Here is a 14,946-nt window from a genome sequence, read left to right as displayed (position 1 = left end):
CTCCGAGACGATGAATATTGCATTGTTATAAAATAGATATGTGACAAGCATCGAAGATGCGTCGCAGTACATGAGGGCCCGCGACGCAGGCCAAAAAGAGTAGAACCAGATCGGTTCAGCTCAAATATCGAGTTCTTCGACGAATGCCGCGCGATCCTGAATGAAGCGGAAACGGGCGTCGGGGCGCGTGCCCATGAGATCGTCCACAGCAAGCTTGGTCTCGTTGATCCACTCCTCGTCGATCTGGACCCGAAGCAGCGTACGCTTGCGCCGGTCCATCGTCGTTTCCTTGAGCTGGTCGGCGCGCATTTCGCCGAGGCCCTTGAACCGGCCGATCTCGACCTTGCCCTTGCCGGTAAACTCGGTCTTCAGGAGTTCGTCCTTATGGGCATCATTGCGGGCATAGGCGACCTTGCCGCCTTGCGCGATGCGATAGAGCGGCGGCACGCCGAGGAACAGGTGGCCGTTGCGGATGAGATCCGGCATTTCCTGATAGAAGAAGGTGATGAGCAGCGATGCGATATGCGCGCCGTCGACATCGGCGTCGGTCATGATGATGACGCGGTCATAGCGCAGATCCTCGTCGCGATATTTCGATCGCGTGCCACAGCCCAGCGCCAGGATAAGATCGCTGATCTGCTGGTTGGCGGTCATCTTCTCGCGGCCGGCGCTGACGACATTGAGGATCTTGCCGCGCAGGGGCAGGACGGCCTGCGTCGCGCGATCACGCGCCTGCTTTGCGGATCCGCCAGCGGAATCACCTTCGACGATGAAAAGTTCAGCGCCGATCGCTCCAGTCTGGCTGCAATCGGCAAGTTTGCCGGGAAGCCGCAGCTTCTTGACCGCCGACTTGCGGTTGACCTCTTTTTCCTGCCGGCGCTTGACCCGCTCGTCCGCGCGGTCGATTACCCAGTCGAGCAGCTTGGACGCCTCTTGCGGCGAGGCGGCAAGCCAATGGTCGAACGGGTCGCGAATGGCGTTCTCGACGATGCGCTGCGCTTCCACCGTCGCGAGCTTGTCTTTGGTCTGACCGACAAATTCCGGCTCGCGGATGAAAACGGAGAGCATTGCCGCCGAGGAGATCATCACATCGTCGGTGGTGATGATCGAGGCGCGCTTGTTGCCGGCAAGCTCCGCATAGGCCTTCAGGCCGCGGGTGAGGGCGATGCGCAAGCCCGCCTCATGGGTGCCGCCTTCGCCGGTCGGAATGGTGTTGCAATATGAGTGGACGAAGCCGTCGCCGCCATGCCAGGTCACAGCCCATTCGAGCGCGCCGTGTCCTCCGGACTTTTCAGTCTTCCCCGCAAACATTTCGCGGGTGACTTGAAATTCCTTGCCAAGCGAGTTGCTGAGGTAATCCTTGAGTCCGCCCGGAAAATGAAAAACCGCCTTGTCTGGCGTCGGGTCCTTCGGATCGAGCAGTGAGGGCGCGCAATTCCAGCGAATTTCAACACCGCCGAAAAGATAGGCCTTGGAGCGCGCCATTTTGTAGATGCGCGCCGGATCGAATTTGGCGCCTTGTCCGAAAATCTCGGCGTCGGGGTGAAACGTCACCTTGGTGCCACGGCGATTCTGAACGTCGCCAACTTCTTCGATCCGGCCGAGCGGTTTGCCGCGCGAAAATCGCTGGCGATAGAGCTTGCGATTGCGTGCTACTTCGACTTCGAGATGATCGGAGAGCGCGTTGACGACCGAGACGCCGACGCCATGCAAGCCGCCGGAGGTCTCGTAGACCTTGGAGTCGAACTTTCCGCCCGAGTGCAGCGTCGTCATGATCACTTCAAGGGCCGACTTGTCCTTGAACTTTGGATGCGGGTCGACAGGGATGCCGCGGCCGTTGTCCGTTACCGACAGATAGCCGTGTTCGTCGAGCTCGATATCGATGAAATTGGCGTGGCCCGCCACCGCCTCGTCCATCGCATTGTCTATGACCTCGGCAAAGAGATGATGCAGCGCCCGCTCGTCCGTGCCGCCAATATACATGCCGGGACGCCGACGTACCGGTTCCAGCCCTTCGAGAACCTCGATGTCGGCAGCGCTGTAACTATTGTCTGCGGCTTGCTTCTGCGGCAGTTTCGCGCTTGGCGCTGATCGCTCGGATGATGCAGGCACGCTCGTTTCCGGACGCGACTGTACCGCCGCTTGGCGTTCGCGGGCTGTCTTTACGACTGCAGAAAATAGATCGTTGCTGTCATCCATAGTCTTGATCGGCCAATTCTATCCCAATTCGAATCACCTGCAATCCTTGCATGCCACGAGGGGAAAGGCGATGGGAGTTCGCTGTCTGTTCTGGTGTTCACCCACAGGACTATGCTATGCGCGCGGGCGTATCAAGCAACTTTCACCTCAAACTCACCTTTTCGGATCCAGCGCGCGTCAGGAGGTCCAAGAACCACCGTATCCGGGGCACTCCAGCGATTGATTTTTTCTGCGGAGCCGATATGCCAGCAGTCATCTCGCCCACCTGCTTCATCCGGAAAGGTCAAAGCCATGGAAAACACGACCTCGCAACAGTTGAGGGGCGTTTCAGCAATGGCCGCAGCCATGTTTTTCCTGCCGATGATGGATGCGATCGCCAAATGGCTTTCGACCGTCGACAGCATGCCGCCGGCGACCGTAACCCTGTCGCGCTTCGTCGTCCAAACCCTCCTGACCCTGTTGATTATCGTCGCGCTCAGTGGCGCCCGTTCGCTGAAACCGGCAAAGCTCTGGGGCAATATGTTTCGTGGGGTTTTGATGGGCATCGGCAGCCTCTGCTTCTTCGCAGCCGTGAAATACATGCCGCTTGCCGATGCAATGGCCGTCTTTTTCGTCGAACCGCTGATGCTGACCCTGCTTTCAGCACTGATCCTCAAGGAAGAGGTCGGCTGGCGCCGGCGCAGCGCTGTCGCGATCGGTTTCGTCGGCACCCTGATCGTCATCCAGCCGAGCTGGGAACTCTTCGGATGGGTGTCGTTGCTGCCGCTCGCCACAGCGACGCTTTTTGCCTTCTACCTGATACTCAACCGGCGCTATGGCGATGCCGACACGCCGCTCGTCATGCAGCTCTACGCCGGCATCGGCGGCACGATCACCGTTATCATTGCACTCGTGCTCGGCCAAATCTTTGGCGTGAGCGACATGACGCTTGGCCGACCGACGGCCGGGCTCTCATGGCTGCTTCTTTTCGCGATCGGCGCGATTGCAACCGGCGGGCACCTGCTCGTCGTGCATGCATCGCGTCTTGCGCCGGCGTCGCTGCTCGCGCCATTTCAATATCTCGAAATCGTCATGGCCGTAATCATCGGGCTTGTCGTCTTCAACGAATTTCCTTCCGCCTCGAAGTGGCTGGGCATTGCCATCATTATCGGTTCTGGCGCCTATGTGGTCTGGCGCGAGGGCAAGAAGCGCAGCGCAACCGGAGCGACTGCCGAAGAACCTGTTGAGCAAGTGCGCGATTGGCAATAGAAACAGGAACATGCTCCGGGGAGGACTTACGTGTTCAAGAAAATCCTGATCGCCAATCGCGGCGAGATCGCCTGCCGCGTCATCAAGACCGCACGCAAGATGGGTATTGCCACAGTAGCGGTGTATTCGGACGCCGATCGCGATGCGGTGCATGTGGAGATGGCCGACGAGGCCGTGCATATCGGGCCTTCGGCCGCATCTGAAAGCTATCTTGTCGCCGACAAGATCATTGCGGCTTGCAAGGCCACCGGGGCCGAAGCCGTACATCCGGGCTATGGGTTCCTTTCCGAGCGCGCTTCCTTCTGCGAAGCGCTGGAAAAGCAGGGCATTATTTTCATCGGGCCGAAGCCCAGGGCGATCATCGCCATGGGCGACAAGATCGAGTCGAAGAAATTCGCCAACGAGGCGAAGGTCAGCACTGTCCCGGGCTTCCTCGACATCATCAAGGATGCCTCGCATGCGGAAAAGATCGCCGGCGAGATTGGCTATCCGGTGATGATCAAGGCTTCAGCAGGCGGCGGCGGCAAGGGCATGCGCATCGCCTGGGACAAGTCCGAGGTGCGCGATGGTTTTGAGCGGGCGACCTCCGAGGCGCGCAATTCCTTTGGTGATGATCGCGTCTTTATCGAGAAATTCGTCGTCGATCCGCGCCATATCGAGATCCAGGTGCTGGCCGATGCGCATGGCAACTGCATCTATCTCGGCGAACGCGAATGCTCCGTGCAGCGGCGCAACCAGAAGGTCGTGGAGGAGGCGCCGTCGCCCTTCCTTGACGAGGCGACCCGCAAGGCCATGGGCGAACAGGCGGTAGCGTTGGCAAAGGCGGTCGACTACCAGAGCGCCGGGACCGTCGAATTCATCGTCGACAAGGACCGCAAGTTCTATTTCCTCGAAATGAACACGCGCCTGCAAGTGGAGCATCCCGTCACCGAGCTCATCACCGGCATCGATCTTGTCGAGCAGATGATCCGCATTGCCGCCGGTGAAAGGCTTGGTCTTCAGCAGGCCGATGTCAAACTCAACGGCTGGGCGGTGGAGAGCCGCCTTTACGCCGAAGACCCCTATCGCAACTTCCTGCCGTCGATCGGCCGGCTCACACGCTACCGGCCGCCCAGCGAAGGCCCAGTGGGCAAGACGATCATCCGCAACGACACGGGCGTCACCGAAGGGTCGGAAATCTCCATGTTCTACGATCCGATGGTCGCCAAGCTTTGCACATGGGCGCCGACGCGACTTGAGGCTATCGACGCAATGGCCGATGCTCTCGATGCGTTCGTCGTCGACGGCATAGAGCATAATATTCCCTTCCTTGCCGCGCTGATGCAGCATCCCCGCTGGCGCGAGGGCCGACTTTCCACCGGGTTCATAGCCGAAGAATTCCCCGATGGCTTCAAACCAGTGGTCCCGGCGGACGAGGATCGTGATGTCCTTGCCTGCGTGGCGCTTGCCGTTGAACTCGTGCGCAAGGAGCGCCTCGACCGCCTCAACGACCGCCTGCGTCCACACACAGGCAAAATCAGGGCCGACTGGGAAGTCCGCATCGGCGACGACTACGTCCCTGTCCATATCGATGCTTGCACGGCCCATCCGCCATCAAAAATGGAATTCAGGCTGCATGGCGAGAAAGTGTTTACGGTTCGCGCCAACTGGCAGCCCGGCGATGCGGTCTGGGACGGCTATATCGGCGAGCGTTCTGTCAAGGCGCAGCTTCGCCCGGTGCTGAATGGCATGCGCATTGACTGGAAGGGCATGTCGGTTACCGCCCACGCCATGCAAAATCACGTCGCCGCACTCGAGAAGCTGATGCCGGTGAAAGTGCCGCCTGACACCTCTAAGCTGCTGCTTTGCCCAATGCCCGGCCTGATCGTGTCGATCAATGTTACCGTGGGGCAGGAAGTGAAGGCCGGCGAAACGCTCGCGATCGTCGAGGCGATGAAAATGGAGAACGTTTTGCGTGCCGATCGCGACCACATTGTTTCGGCGATCAACGCCAGAATCGGCGACAGTCTCGCCGTCGATGCCGTCATTATGGAATTCGCGTGAGGTCCGGCTAGGCCGCCGCGACCTTAACGACTGGTCCAAACACATCCTCGAAGGCGTCCAGCAAGGCGCGATCAATATCGTGCATGTCGACCGGCAGGCCAAGATCGACGAGGCTGGTTACGCCGTGGCCCCGCACGCCGCAAGGAACAATCCCGTCGAAATGTGCGAGATCCGGTTCGACATTGATCGAAATGCCGTGAAAACTCACCCATTTGCGCAGGCGAATGCCAATGGCGGCGATCTTGTCTTCAGCGGGCGAACCATCGTGCAGGGGCGGGCGCTCCGGCCGGGTGACCCAGACGCCGACCCGATCCTCGCGGCGCTCGCCGCGAACATTGAATGAGGCAAGCGTGGTGATGATCCATTGTTCGAGAGCGGTCACGAAGGCGCGTATGTCTTCACGCCGTCGCTTCAGATCGAGCATGACGTAGGCAACGCGCTGGCCGGGGCCGTGATAGGTGTATTCGCCGCCCCGTCCGGTTGCATGGACCGGAAAGCGATCGGCGACGAGTAGATCGGCCGCCTTGGCACTGGTGCCGGCTGTATAGAGCGGCGGATGCTCGACGAGCCAGACCAGTTCTCGCGCCCTGCCGTCGCGAATGGCTGCCACGCGCTCGTCCATGAAGCCGAGGGCGGTGTCATAGTCTGTCAGTCCATCGGTAACGAGCCATTCGACGGGTGACGATTCGCCCTCGGGCAGGAAATCGGGGACGAGGTCGTCGCGAATGGTTCTCATGGTATGAATGCCGGTCCGGTTATCTCTGCCTGCGCCAGAATCGTAGTTCGCTTAGCCGGCGTGGCTTCGTTTCAACGATTGCGTTGGGTGTGCCGCATATGGACCTTTTCGGGCGGAATTTCCAGTCTTGCGCGGCTGCGTGAAGGTTTATGCCGGCTTTCTAAAAAACAATCGGATTATCGGTAGATAGGGCTTGTTTCACCGAAACCTATTTGCTACATGCCGCGAGCCGACTGGTTCGGCTTCTACCACAGAGTGCGGTCGTGGCGGAATTGGTAGACGCGCAGCGTTGAGGTCGCTGTGTCGCAAGACGTGGAAGTTCGAGTCTTCTCGACCGCACCATTTTCTCTCAAATAATTGAATCTTAAGCAAAATATGGCGGCCTCGGCCGCCATATTGCTTATAGATGCCACCCATGAGGCAGAGTTTGGCGAATGATCGAATCTTGGTCACATGAACGTGCTTATAATCGACTTGATTTCACTCATCGGCAACAGAGCCATACAGAGTAACGCAGCTAGCCCCAATTGAGCCAACCGGGCGCTTGACGACGCGAAGCCCAGAATTCCAAAGGCTATAGGCAGGCCCCAGCTGCTCTGCAAGCCCAACTGATTATGGTGCAGAAGCAACCAACTAACGATCATGTATCCCGATGCGCGAACTGCGCGTTTTCCGAATTTGACAATTAGATCGACAAATTCCTGATCAAAAGTGTCGCCGTCGGTCATGCCATCCTCCAAACTTGGGACGGCAGGAAGCGTTCAGCGACAAGGAAAGGCCCTGGGCGGAGGCCCAACGTGGACTGGGAGATCATAGTATTTTCCTTAATTCAAAATATAAAAAGTATGCCTCACTCCTCTAGCCAATTTGTGGATCGAGAACAACCATCATGAATTGTGCGCCCGAATTTTTCGCGGACTAGACGTAGCGCTCACACTCGGCCGCCTTAACGATGATTCCGCTCTCCGCGCCATCTAATTATACAACCGTATAAAGTTCTTGCCTTCGTCCGATTGTTGGTCAGAATGGGCCCACGGCTAAGTTCTCGGAGGAAAGTTTCATGCTCGACAAACGCAACTTCTATATCGATGGCGAATGGGTAAAGCCGCTTGAGCCAAACGATCTGGAAGTCATCAATCCGGCGACTGAACAGCCGATTGCGGTTATTTCCATGGGCACGGCCGCCGATATCGATCGCGCGGTGGCTGCGGCCAAGAAGGCGTTTCAAACCTATAGCCAGACGTCGGTGGACGAGCGCATTGCGCTGCTCGAAAGGCTGCTCGCTATCTACAAGCGGCGCTACGACGAGGTGGCCAGAACGATCACCCTTGAACTCGGCGCTCCTATCACGATGAGCACGCAGCAGCAGGCAGACGTCGGCGTCGGTCATCTTCAGGGCTTCATTGATGCGCTGAAGAATCTCCACATGCGCGAGGAACTGCCCAATGGAGACCTGTTGGTGCGCGAGCCCATCGGCGTCTGCGGCTTGATCACGCCGTGGAACTGGCCGATCAACCAGATTGCGCTCAAGGTCATCCCGGCGCTCGCAACGGGCAGCACTTGCGTGCTGAAGCCGAGCGAATTCACGCCGCTCAACGCCATACTCTACGCCGAAATGATCGACGAGGCAGGCTTCCCGGCAGGCACGTTCAATCTCGTCAATGGCGATGGCGCGACTGTGGGAGCGGCGCTCTCCAGGCACAGGGACGTCGACATGATGTCCTTTACCGGATCGACCCGCGCCGGCATCGCCGTCAGCAAGGACGCGGCGGAAACGGTGAAGCGCGTTACCCTCGAACTTGGCGGCAAATCGCCGAACATCGTTTTTGAGGATGCGGATCTTGAGGATCGCGTCGCCGGCAGCGTGCTGGAATGCTTCAACAATAGCGGCCAGTCCTGCGATGCCCCGACGCGCATGCTCGTCCAGCGCTCGGTCTATGATCGGGCAGTGAAAATTGCTGAAGAAACCGGAAAGCAGGCGCGCGTCGGCAATCCGGAGGAGGAGGGTGAACATATCGGCCCGCTCGTCAGCCATATCCAGTATGGGAGGGTGCAGAACCTCATCGAGGCGGGGATCGCCGAGGGCGCGCGCGTCGTCGTCGGTGGCGCGGGCAAGCCGGAAGGCTACGAGACCGGCTATTTCGTGCGTCCGACCATCTTTGCCGATGTCAGCAATACCATGCGCATTGCGCGCGAAGAGGTGTTCGGCCCCGTGCTGGCGCTGATACCCTTCGACACGGAGGAAGAAGCGATCGCCATTGCCAATGATACGCCCTATGGTCTCGCGGCCTACGTGCAGACCGGCGACGCCAAGCGTGCCGAGCGTGTTGCTGCAAGGCTCAAGGCCGGCATGGTTCATATCAACGGCGGACCGCACCGCTACGGCAGTCCGTTCGGAGGCTACAAGCAGTCCGGCAATGGCCGCGAGGGTGGCAGGTTCGGCCTCGAGGACTTCCTTGAAGTGAAGACGATCCACCGTCCATAAGACGGAAGAATGGCTGACGGCCGCAAGCCGTCAGCCAACCAATTTTTCATCAATTTCAATCAGGTACGGGCTATTGCTCGCCTTGCCTCGCAACAGCGAAGCCGGGAGCTCTTCGATATCGCTGAGACGCTCGGCCGGTACCCCATAGGCTTCGGCAATCTTGATATAGTCCGGAGCGGAGGGGCGAACACCAACGGGGTCGATATTCACATCGACCATTGCGCGTTCGATCTCCTGATAGCCCTGATTGTTCCAGACGATGAAGATCATCGGCACGTTTTCATCGACGGCTGCGCCGATTTCACCGAGGACGAACTGGAAGCCGCCATCGCCGACAATGCAAACCGTCGAGGTCTCGGGCTTGCCAAGTGCTGCGCCAATGGCCGCCGGAGGCCCGAAGCCGAGCGCGCCGAAACCTGTGGCTGCGTTGAACCAGCCGCCGACGCGGTCGTGATCGTAATAGAGGTTGCCGGAGTAAATCGTCTGCGTCGAATCGCCGACGATGAGCGAATTGGGCAGCGTATCGCGCAACGTATTGAGGAAACGCACCTGACCCTGGATGCGCGCGCCGACATCGGCCCAGGCCGCGTCGCGTACGCGCTTTGCGCGTTCTTCGCCGCCTCGGCCGTTTCTGCGGTCCGGCAGGGCTGCAGAAAGCGACGCGACGGTTTCCTTCGCGTCCGCTTCGATAGGCATGAATGCGGGCCAGCGATCGAGCTGTCCGGCATCGATGTCGATGCGCACGAAACGCTTCAATTCCGGAAAGCCGCCGTCGGCATACATGTCATAGTCGGTCGGTCCCATTTCCGTGCCGATGGCGATGACGAGATCGCTGTCGGCTAGGAGCTCGCGCACGGCTCTGAGGCTAGGGCTTGCCGGGATGAGCAGCGGATGCTTGTGCATGATGCCGCGACCGTTCGTGGTGGCGACTACCGGCGCATCGAGCTTCTCGGCGAGAACCTGAAGGCCGTCCGCCGCAGACTTTGCGCCGCCGCCAACGAGAATGACGGGCCGCTCAGCTGACAGGCAGTGACGGACCAACTCGGCTATGGTTTCGGTCGATGCATGCGGCACCGGCGCATCGGAGGGCTCGCGCTGCGCGCCTTCGAGCGGTAGCGCCATGACGTCGAGAGGAATTTCAATATGAACGGGGCCTGGACGACGAGACGCAAAAAGAGCAAAGGCCCGGGCAAGCACGATGGGCAGTTCATCGGGCTTTTCGATCCGGTGCGAGAACATTGCAACCGTTTGCAGCATGGCGCGCTGGTTCGGAAGTTCGTGCAGGAAACCCATGCCCTTGCCAAGCGAGTCGCGTTGGTTCACGCCGGATATGACCAGCATCGGAATGGAATCGGCACGCGCCTGTCCCATGGCAGTGATCGTGTTGGTAATGCCCGGTCCGGTGATGACGAATGCGACGCCCGGCTTGCCAGTCGCGCGTGCGTAGCCATCGGCCATGAACCCGGCACCTTGTTCGTGGCGCGGGGTAATGTGGCGTATCTTGGAGCCGGCAAGGCCGCGATAAAGTTCGATGGTGTGGACGCCCGGGATACCAAAGACGGTATCGACGTCATAGGATTCGAGCAAATGAACGAGAGCTTCACCAACCGTGGTCATGCGGATTTCCGTTTCTGAAGGCGTGATGCGAGCCGGACGACGCCGGCACAGGCTGCGTCGATCTTGTCGTCGGCGACACTGAGGCTAAGGCGAAGATAACCGGCAAGGTTTTCCCCGAACGATTCGCCCGGCATGACCGCGACGAGTTCTTCTTCGAGGAGCCGCATCGCAAATTCATCGCCGCTGAGACCAGTGGCGCGGATATCGGCAAGAATGAACATTCCGGCCTGTGGGATCTTGCAGTCGATGCCCGCAACGCCATCGAGGCGGCTGGCGATCGAACGCGCCCGGCGAAGATAGCTTTCACGCATCGTCGATGCGGCGGCTGAAGGCTGGCCGAGCGCATAGGCGGTCATATCCGCGATGAAGGGCTGGCCGCCAAAGAGCATCGATTCGGATAGCGGCAGCAGGCGGCGGGTAAAGTCCTTCGGCCCGACGCACCAGCCGCTGCGGAAGCCCGGCGCCGCATGCGACTTGGAAATGGAGGAGACTGCGACAGTGCGGTCCGCAAGTTCCGGCTGATCGAGCGGCGAAGCAAAGGTACCGTCGAATATGAGCTGCTCATAGACCTCGTCGGAGACAATCCAGAGATTGTGTTTCCGGCAGACTTCGCCGATTTCAGCGATTTCCCTGGCGCTGAGTACCGCGCCGGTCGGGTTGTGCGGCGTATTCAACAGCAGCACCTTGGTGCGCGGCGTAATGACCTTTTCAAGGTCGGCCGCCTGCATGCGAAAACCCTTTTCCGGACGCAGCGGCACCGAGACGCGCATTGCGCCGGTTGCCCGTACGACGCCGTCATAGGTCGCATAGAGCGGATCGCCGGTTATGATCTCGTCGCCTTCCTCGGCAATGCCAAGCATGACGAGGGAGAGGGCGGTCTGGGTGCCGGGAAAGCACATTATTTGCTCGGCATCGATCGGGCGACCGGTGCGGGCGGTATATTTGGCCGAAAGCGCAGCCAGAACTGCGGGTTCACCGCGGCCATTGGAATAGCCGGTGCGTCCCGCGCGCATCGAGCGTTCTGCGACGTCAATCATATCGTTTGGCGTCGGGATGTCCGGCTCGCCGATCGTGAGCTCGATGACGTCTTCGCCGGCATGCTTCATTTCGCGGGCGCGCATGTGCACCGCCCACTTGTCAGAGCCAAGCCCCGCGAGACGATTCGTAACAGACGCATAGCGCATCATGGCGCGCCTCCTTCAGCTTTGAGAGAAATTCCAAGTACGGCTTCGATAGCGCTTATGCCGGTTTCGGCCAACTCGCCATCGGAGAAAATATCGCCGGCCAGGCAGCCTTCGAGCCACAGCCCGTCGATGATCGCATTGATGGCAATGGCGTGGCTGCGGGTGTTGCGCGACTCGGCCGGTGCGCTTGCCGACAGCAGTGCATCGCGTATCAGGATTTCGAGTTCGTCGCGGAAGCCGAGATAGCCGTCGCGATGTGCTGCTGCCATGGCCGGATCCGCGTGGACGAGCGCAATGAAACCCGCCCAGAGCGAAAGATTGTGCGGATCCATGATCGGCTGGCCGAGATTGGCCGTCACGAAGGCGTAGAGCCGGGCGCGGGGATCGTCATTCGCGCTTCTGAGAGCGTCGCTCGCCTGCACGGTCATGCGTTGCATGACGGCACGGTAGGCAGCGCCGATCAGTTCATCCTTGGTCGGAAAATAATAGCGGATAAGCCCGGCGGTGACTCCGGCGCGTTGCGCAATCTCCCGTACCGTCGCACCCGCAAGGCCGCGTTCGGCCACGCATTCGAGCGTTGCCGCGATAAGATCCTCGCGGCGCTTGTCCTCGCCCTCGCGGCGAAAGCTCTTACGGGTGGCGGTTTCAGCGTTCATTGGCGCCAGACAGGGCGGGTGAGGCAGGTCGGGCCGCCTTCGCAGGCGATGCAGAGCGCATCGGCCTCGAAGGTTGCGACTGTGCAGCCTGCTGTTTCCATAGCGGCCTTCGTGCCCTCGAAGCCTGCGACGGCAATGACCTCATAGGGTGCTGTCGGCAGTACGTTGAGGTTGAGACCATTGCTTGCTGCAAATTCAGCTTCAGGAGCGGCAACCAGGCGAATGCCGCGTTCTTTCAACAGTTGGTAGAACGCTGCCGGCAACAGCGGCATGTGCACAAGCGCAAGGTCTTCGGCGAGCGGGGATATGATCGACATAAGGTGCAGGCAGGCTTCTTCTCCGTGCCAGAGCGGCAGGTCGAAGCCGAGAACCGTGACGCCAAGCGGCTTGAGAATATCGGCGAGCTGCTCGATCCCCGCCTGATTGGTACGGACCCCGCGTCCAACCGCCAGGGTCTTTTCATCGACCCAGACGCAATCGCCGCCCTCGACGGTGCCGGGCGCCTCAATGCGGCCGAGGACCGGCACATCCATCTGCCGATAGGTCTCGCGGTGCAAGTCCGTTTCCTCGAGGCGCAGGGACTTTCCCATGCGCAGGATAACGGCGCCCTTGTCGGTCACCAACGAGGGATCGTGGGTGAAGATCGAATCGGACAGGCCGTCATTGCCGTCGCGTATCCACGTGATCTCCGCGCCCGAACGGGCAACGAGATCGGCAAACACGCGATGCTGCTCGGAAGCCTTGCGTGGATCGAATTGCGGCCCATAGTGCCAAACGTCGCGTTCGGCCCCTGCCATGACGTGGTCCGGCTTGCGCATGATGACGCGCTTCAAGGGGAGGGCCATGGACTGGGAACCGAATGCTTGCATCTGCGCTGCTCTCAAAAAATTGTTTCTGGGAGTATTTATACGCTTGCATAAATAGAGCGCAAGTGGTGTGATGCAGCCAAAGAGGGCAATTTAGACCCTGTCAGATAATGAGGCGGATCAAAGGCTGTCATGACAAGACGTGCAAGCCCAATACGAGCAGGTATCCCGGAATGACGGCGATGGAAGCGGCAACCGTTTCGACGGATCCACTTCAACGGGCGACAGGCGAACAAGCTGAAGCCATTCATATCGAGAAGCTTCACAAGCGCTTCGGAGCGCTCGAAGTTCTGAAGGGCGTGTCCCTGACGGCGCGGGATGGCGACGTGGTCGCCATGATCGGCGGCAGTGGCTCCGGTAAATCCACCTTCCTGCGTTGCATCAACTTTCTCGAAAATCCCACCAGCGGCATCATTCGCATCAATGGTGAAGACGTAAAAATGGTGAGCGATGGCCATGGCGGCCTGCATCCCGCCAACCGGCGCCAGATCGAGCGCATCCGCAGCCGTCTCGGCATGGTGTTCCAGAACTTCAACCTCTGGCAGCACATGACGCTCATCCAGAATGTCATCGAAGTCCCGGTCCATGTGCTCGGCATGAAGCGCGACGAGGCCATGGTCATCGGCGAGCAACTGCTCGAGCGCGTCGGCCTGTCGGCCAAGCGCGACGTTTATCCAGCCTATCTCTCCGGTGGCCAGCAACAGCGCGGCGCAATTGCGCGGGCGCTTGCAATCCAGCCGCGCGTCATGCTGTTCGACGAACCCACCTCCGCGCTTGATCCGGAACTTGTCGGCGAGGTGCTGCGGGTGATCGGCGATCTCGCCGAGGAAGGCCGGACCATGCTTCTCGTCACGCACGAGATGAAATTCGCACGCGAGGTCGCGAGCCACGTCATCTATCTGCACAACGGCATCATCGAGGAAGAGGGTCCGCCGGAAGCATTGTTCGGATCGCCAAAATCCGAACGTTTGAAGCAGTTTATCCGGACTGTTTCATAAAATAAGCAAGCAACAGGAAACAATCCTGGGGAACATTGAAAGAATGGAGATGAGAATGAAGTCGTTTTTGAAAACAACGGTAGCCGCCGTTGTCCTGGTCGTCGCTGGCATGGGCGCTGCAAGCGCCGAGCAGGTGAAAGTCGGCATCGCTGCCGAGCCCTATCCGCCATTCACGTCGCCCGACGCATCGGGCAAGTGGAACGGCTGGGAAGTCGATATCATCAACGCGCTGTGCGAGCAGGCCAAGCTTGATTGCGTCATTACGCCTGTCGCTTGGGACGGCATCATTCCCGCCTTGACCACGAAGAAAATCGACATGATCGCCAGCTCCATGTCGATTACCGACGAGCGGTTGAAGACGATCGATTTTTCCGACAAGTACTACAACACCCCGACTGTCATCATGGGCGCCAAGGGCGTCGAGATGCAGCCGACGCCGGAAGGCCTTAAGGGCAAGATCATCGGCGTGCAGGTGTCGACGGTGCACCAGGCCTACGCCAAGAAGTATTTCGCTTCGACCGCAGCCGAAATCAAGGAATACCAGACGCAGGATGAGGCGAACCAGGATCTGGCCGCAGGCCGCATCGATGCGACGCAGGCCGACTCGCTCGCGCTGGAAACCTTCGTTGCGACAGATGCCGGTAAGGCGTGCTGCGAGATCAAGGGCAAGGTAGCCGATGATCTGGAGATCCTCGGCCCCGGTGTCGGCGTCGGCATGCGCAAGGGCGATACCGAGCTGAAGGACAAGATCAACGCTGCCATTAAGGCGATCCGCTCAGACGGCAAATATGACGAGATCTCGAAGAAGTATTTCAACTTCGATATTTATGGCGGCTAAGCTGTCCGGCCGGAGCGGGACAGCCCGTTCCGGCCAATTTGTTCAAAACTCTATCCGATACTGAATCGAGGACGGC

At 59.6% G+C, this 14,946-nt stretch carries 12 protein-coding genes, 1 tRNA gene and 1 pseudogene; 6 read left to right on the top strand and 8 right to left on the bottom strand.

Features of this window, described 5'->3' with window-relative positions:
• Positions 1-120 precede the first annotated feature (120 nt).
• Positions 121-2,037, bottom strand: a pseudogene (parE, locus tag AC1DNI_RS10470) (DNA topoisomerase IV subunit B); the annotation flags it as partial.
• Between the two features lie 293 nt (positions 2,038-2,330).
• A complete protein-coding gene (locus AC1DNI_RS10465) occupies positions 2,331-2,546 on the bottom strand; it encodes a hypothetical protein (protein WP_477691983.1) in 216 nt (71 codons plus the stop codon).
• Here AC1DNI_RS10465 and AC1DNI_RS10460 point away from each other — a divergent pair.
• Positions 2,491-3,447: a DMT family transporter gene (locus AC1DNI_RS10460; RefSeq protein WP_477691845.1), complete on the top strand. Its 957-nt coding sequence runs from the start codon at positions 2,491-2,493 to the stop codon at positions 3,445-3,447. The two genes, AC1DNI_RS10465 and AC1DNI_RS10460, sit on opposite strands and share 56 nt — an antisense overlap.
• Before the next feature lie 30 nt (positions 3,448-3,477).
• The gene (locus AC1DNI_RS10455; protein WP_477691844.1) at positions 3,478-5,490 is read left to right on the top strand and encodes an acetyl-CoA carboxylase biotin carboxylase subunit; all 2,013 of its coding nucleotides are present in this window, start codon (positions 3,478-3,480) and stop codon (positions 5,488-5,490) included.
• Between the two features lie 7 nt (positions 5,491-5,497).
• On the opposite strand, the gene lipB is transcribed toward AC1DNI_RS10455, so the two are convergent.
• Positions 5,498-6,226 carry a lipoyl(octanoyl) transferase LipB gene (gene lipB, locus AC1DNI_RS10450; RefSeq protein WP_477691843.1) on the bottom strand — a complete coding sequence of 243 codons (729 nt, stop codon included), beginning with the start codon at positions 6,224-6,226 and terminating at the stop codon, positions 5,498-5,500.
• A 257-nt stretch (positions 6,227-6,483) separates the two neighbouring features.
• Between lipB and AC1DNI_RS10445 the strand changes: the two genes are divergently transcribed.
• Positions 6,484-6,568: transfer RNA gene (locus tag AC1DNI_RS10445), tRNA-Leu, on the top strand.
• Positions 6,569-6,675: 107 nt separating this feature from the next.
• Here AC1DNI_RS10445 and AC1DNI_RS10440 read toward each other — a convergent pair.
• Positions 6,676-6,954 (bottom strand): hypothetical protein, encoded by a 279-nt coding sequence (locus tag AC1DNI_RS10440; protein ID WP_091949422.1) that lies wholly within the window; start codon positions 6,952-6,954, stop codon positions 6,676-6,678.
• A gap of 332 nt (positions 6,955-7,286) precedes the next feature.
• Between AC1DNI_RS10440 and AC1DNI_RS10435 the strand changes: the two genes are divergently transcribed.
• Positions 7,287-8,711: an aldehyde dehydrogenase family protein gene (locus AC1DNI_RS10435; protein ID WP_477691842.1), complete on the top strand. Its 1,425-nt coding sequence runs from the start codon at positions 7,287-7,289 to the stop codon at positions 8,709-8,711.
• Between the two features lie 30 nt (positions 8,712-8,741).
• Here the strand turns inward: AC1DNI_RS10435 and AC1DNI_RS10430 are convergent, their stop codons facing one another.
• The 4 genes from AC1DNI_RS10430 to AC1DNI_RS10415 are packed head-to-tail and all read right to left on the bottom strand — an operon-like array spanning position 8,742 to position 13,037.
• The gene (locus AC1DNI_RS10430) at positions 8,742-10,328 is read right to left on the bottom strand and encodes a 5-guanidino-2-oxopentanoate decarboxylase (RefSeq protein WP_477691841.1); all 1,587 of its coding nucleotides are present in this window, start codon (positions 10,326-10,328) and stop codon (positions 8,742-8,744) included.
• Entirely contained in the window at positions 10,325-11,512 is a 1,188-nt protein-coding gene (locus tag AC1DNI_RS10425) for a pyridoxal phosphate-dependent aminotransferase (protein WP_477691980.1), read from the bottom strand. Before AC1DNI_RS10425 ends, AC1DNI_RS10430 begins: the two co-directional genes overlap by 4 nt.
• A complete protein-coding gene (locus AC1DNI_RS10420) occupies positions 11,512-12,168 on the bottom strand; it encodes a TetR family transcriptional regulator C-terminal domain-containing protein (protein ID WP_477691840.1) in 657 nt (218 codons plus the stop codon). The genes AC1DNI_RS10425 and AC1DNI_RS10420 overlap by 1 nt, the downstream gene beginning before the upstream one ends.
• Positions 12,165-13,037, bottom strand: a complete 873-nt coding sequence (locus AC1DNI_RS10415) for a dimethylarginine dimethylaminohydrolase family protein (protein ID WP_477691839.1) — start codon at positions 13,035-13,037, stop codon at positions 12,165-12,167. Before AC1DNI_RS10415 ends, AC1DNI_RS10420 begins: the two co-directional genes overlap by 4 nt.
• Positions 13,038-13,216: 179 nt before the next feature.
• Here AC1DNI_RS10415 and AC1DNI_RS10410 point away from each other — a divergent pair, with 179 nt between their 5' ends.
• Positions 13,217-14,032 (top strand): ABC transporter ATP-binding protein, encoded by an 816-nt coding sequence (locus tag AC1DNI_RS10410; RefSeq protein ID WP_051615153.1) that lies wholly within the window; start codon positions 13,217-13,219, stop codon positions 14,030-14,032.
• Between the two features lie 55 nt (positions 14,033-14,087).
• Positions 14,088-14,870 carry a transporter substrate-binding domain-containing protein gene (locus tag AC1DNI_RS10405; RefSeq protein WP_091922647.1) on the top strand — a complete coding sequence of 261 codons (783 nt, stop codon included), beginning with the start codon at positions 14,088-14,090 and terminating at the stop codon, positions 14,868-14,870.
• The last annotated feature ends 76 nt before the right edge of the window (positions 14,871-14,946 follow it).

It is taken from the genome of Phyllobacterium sp. 01N428 (genome assembly GCF_056399405.1).
The sequence above is the reverse complement of the archived record's forward strand: the minus strand, read 5'-3'. Positions and strand labels throughout refer to the sequence as shown.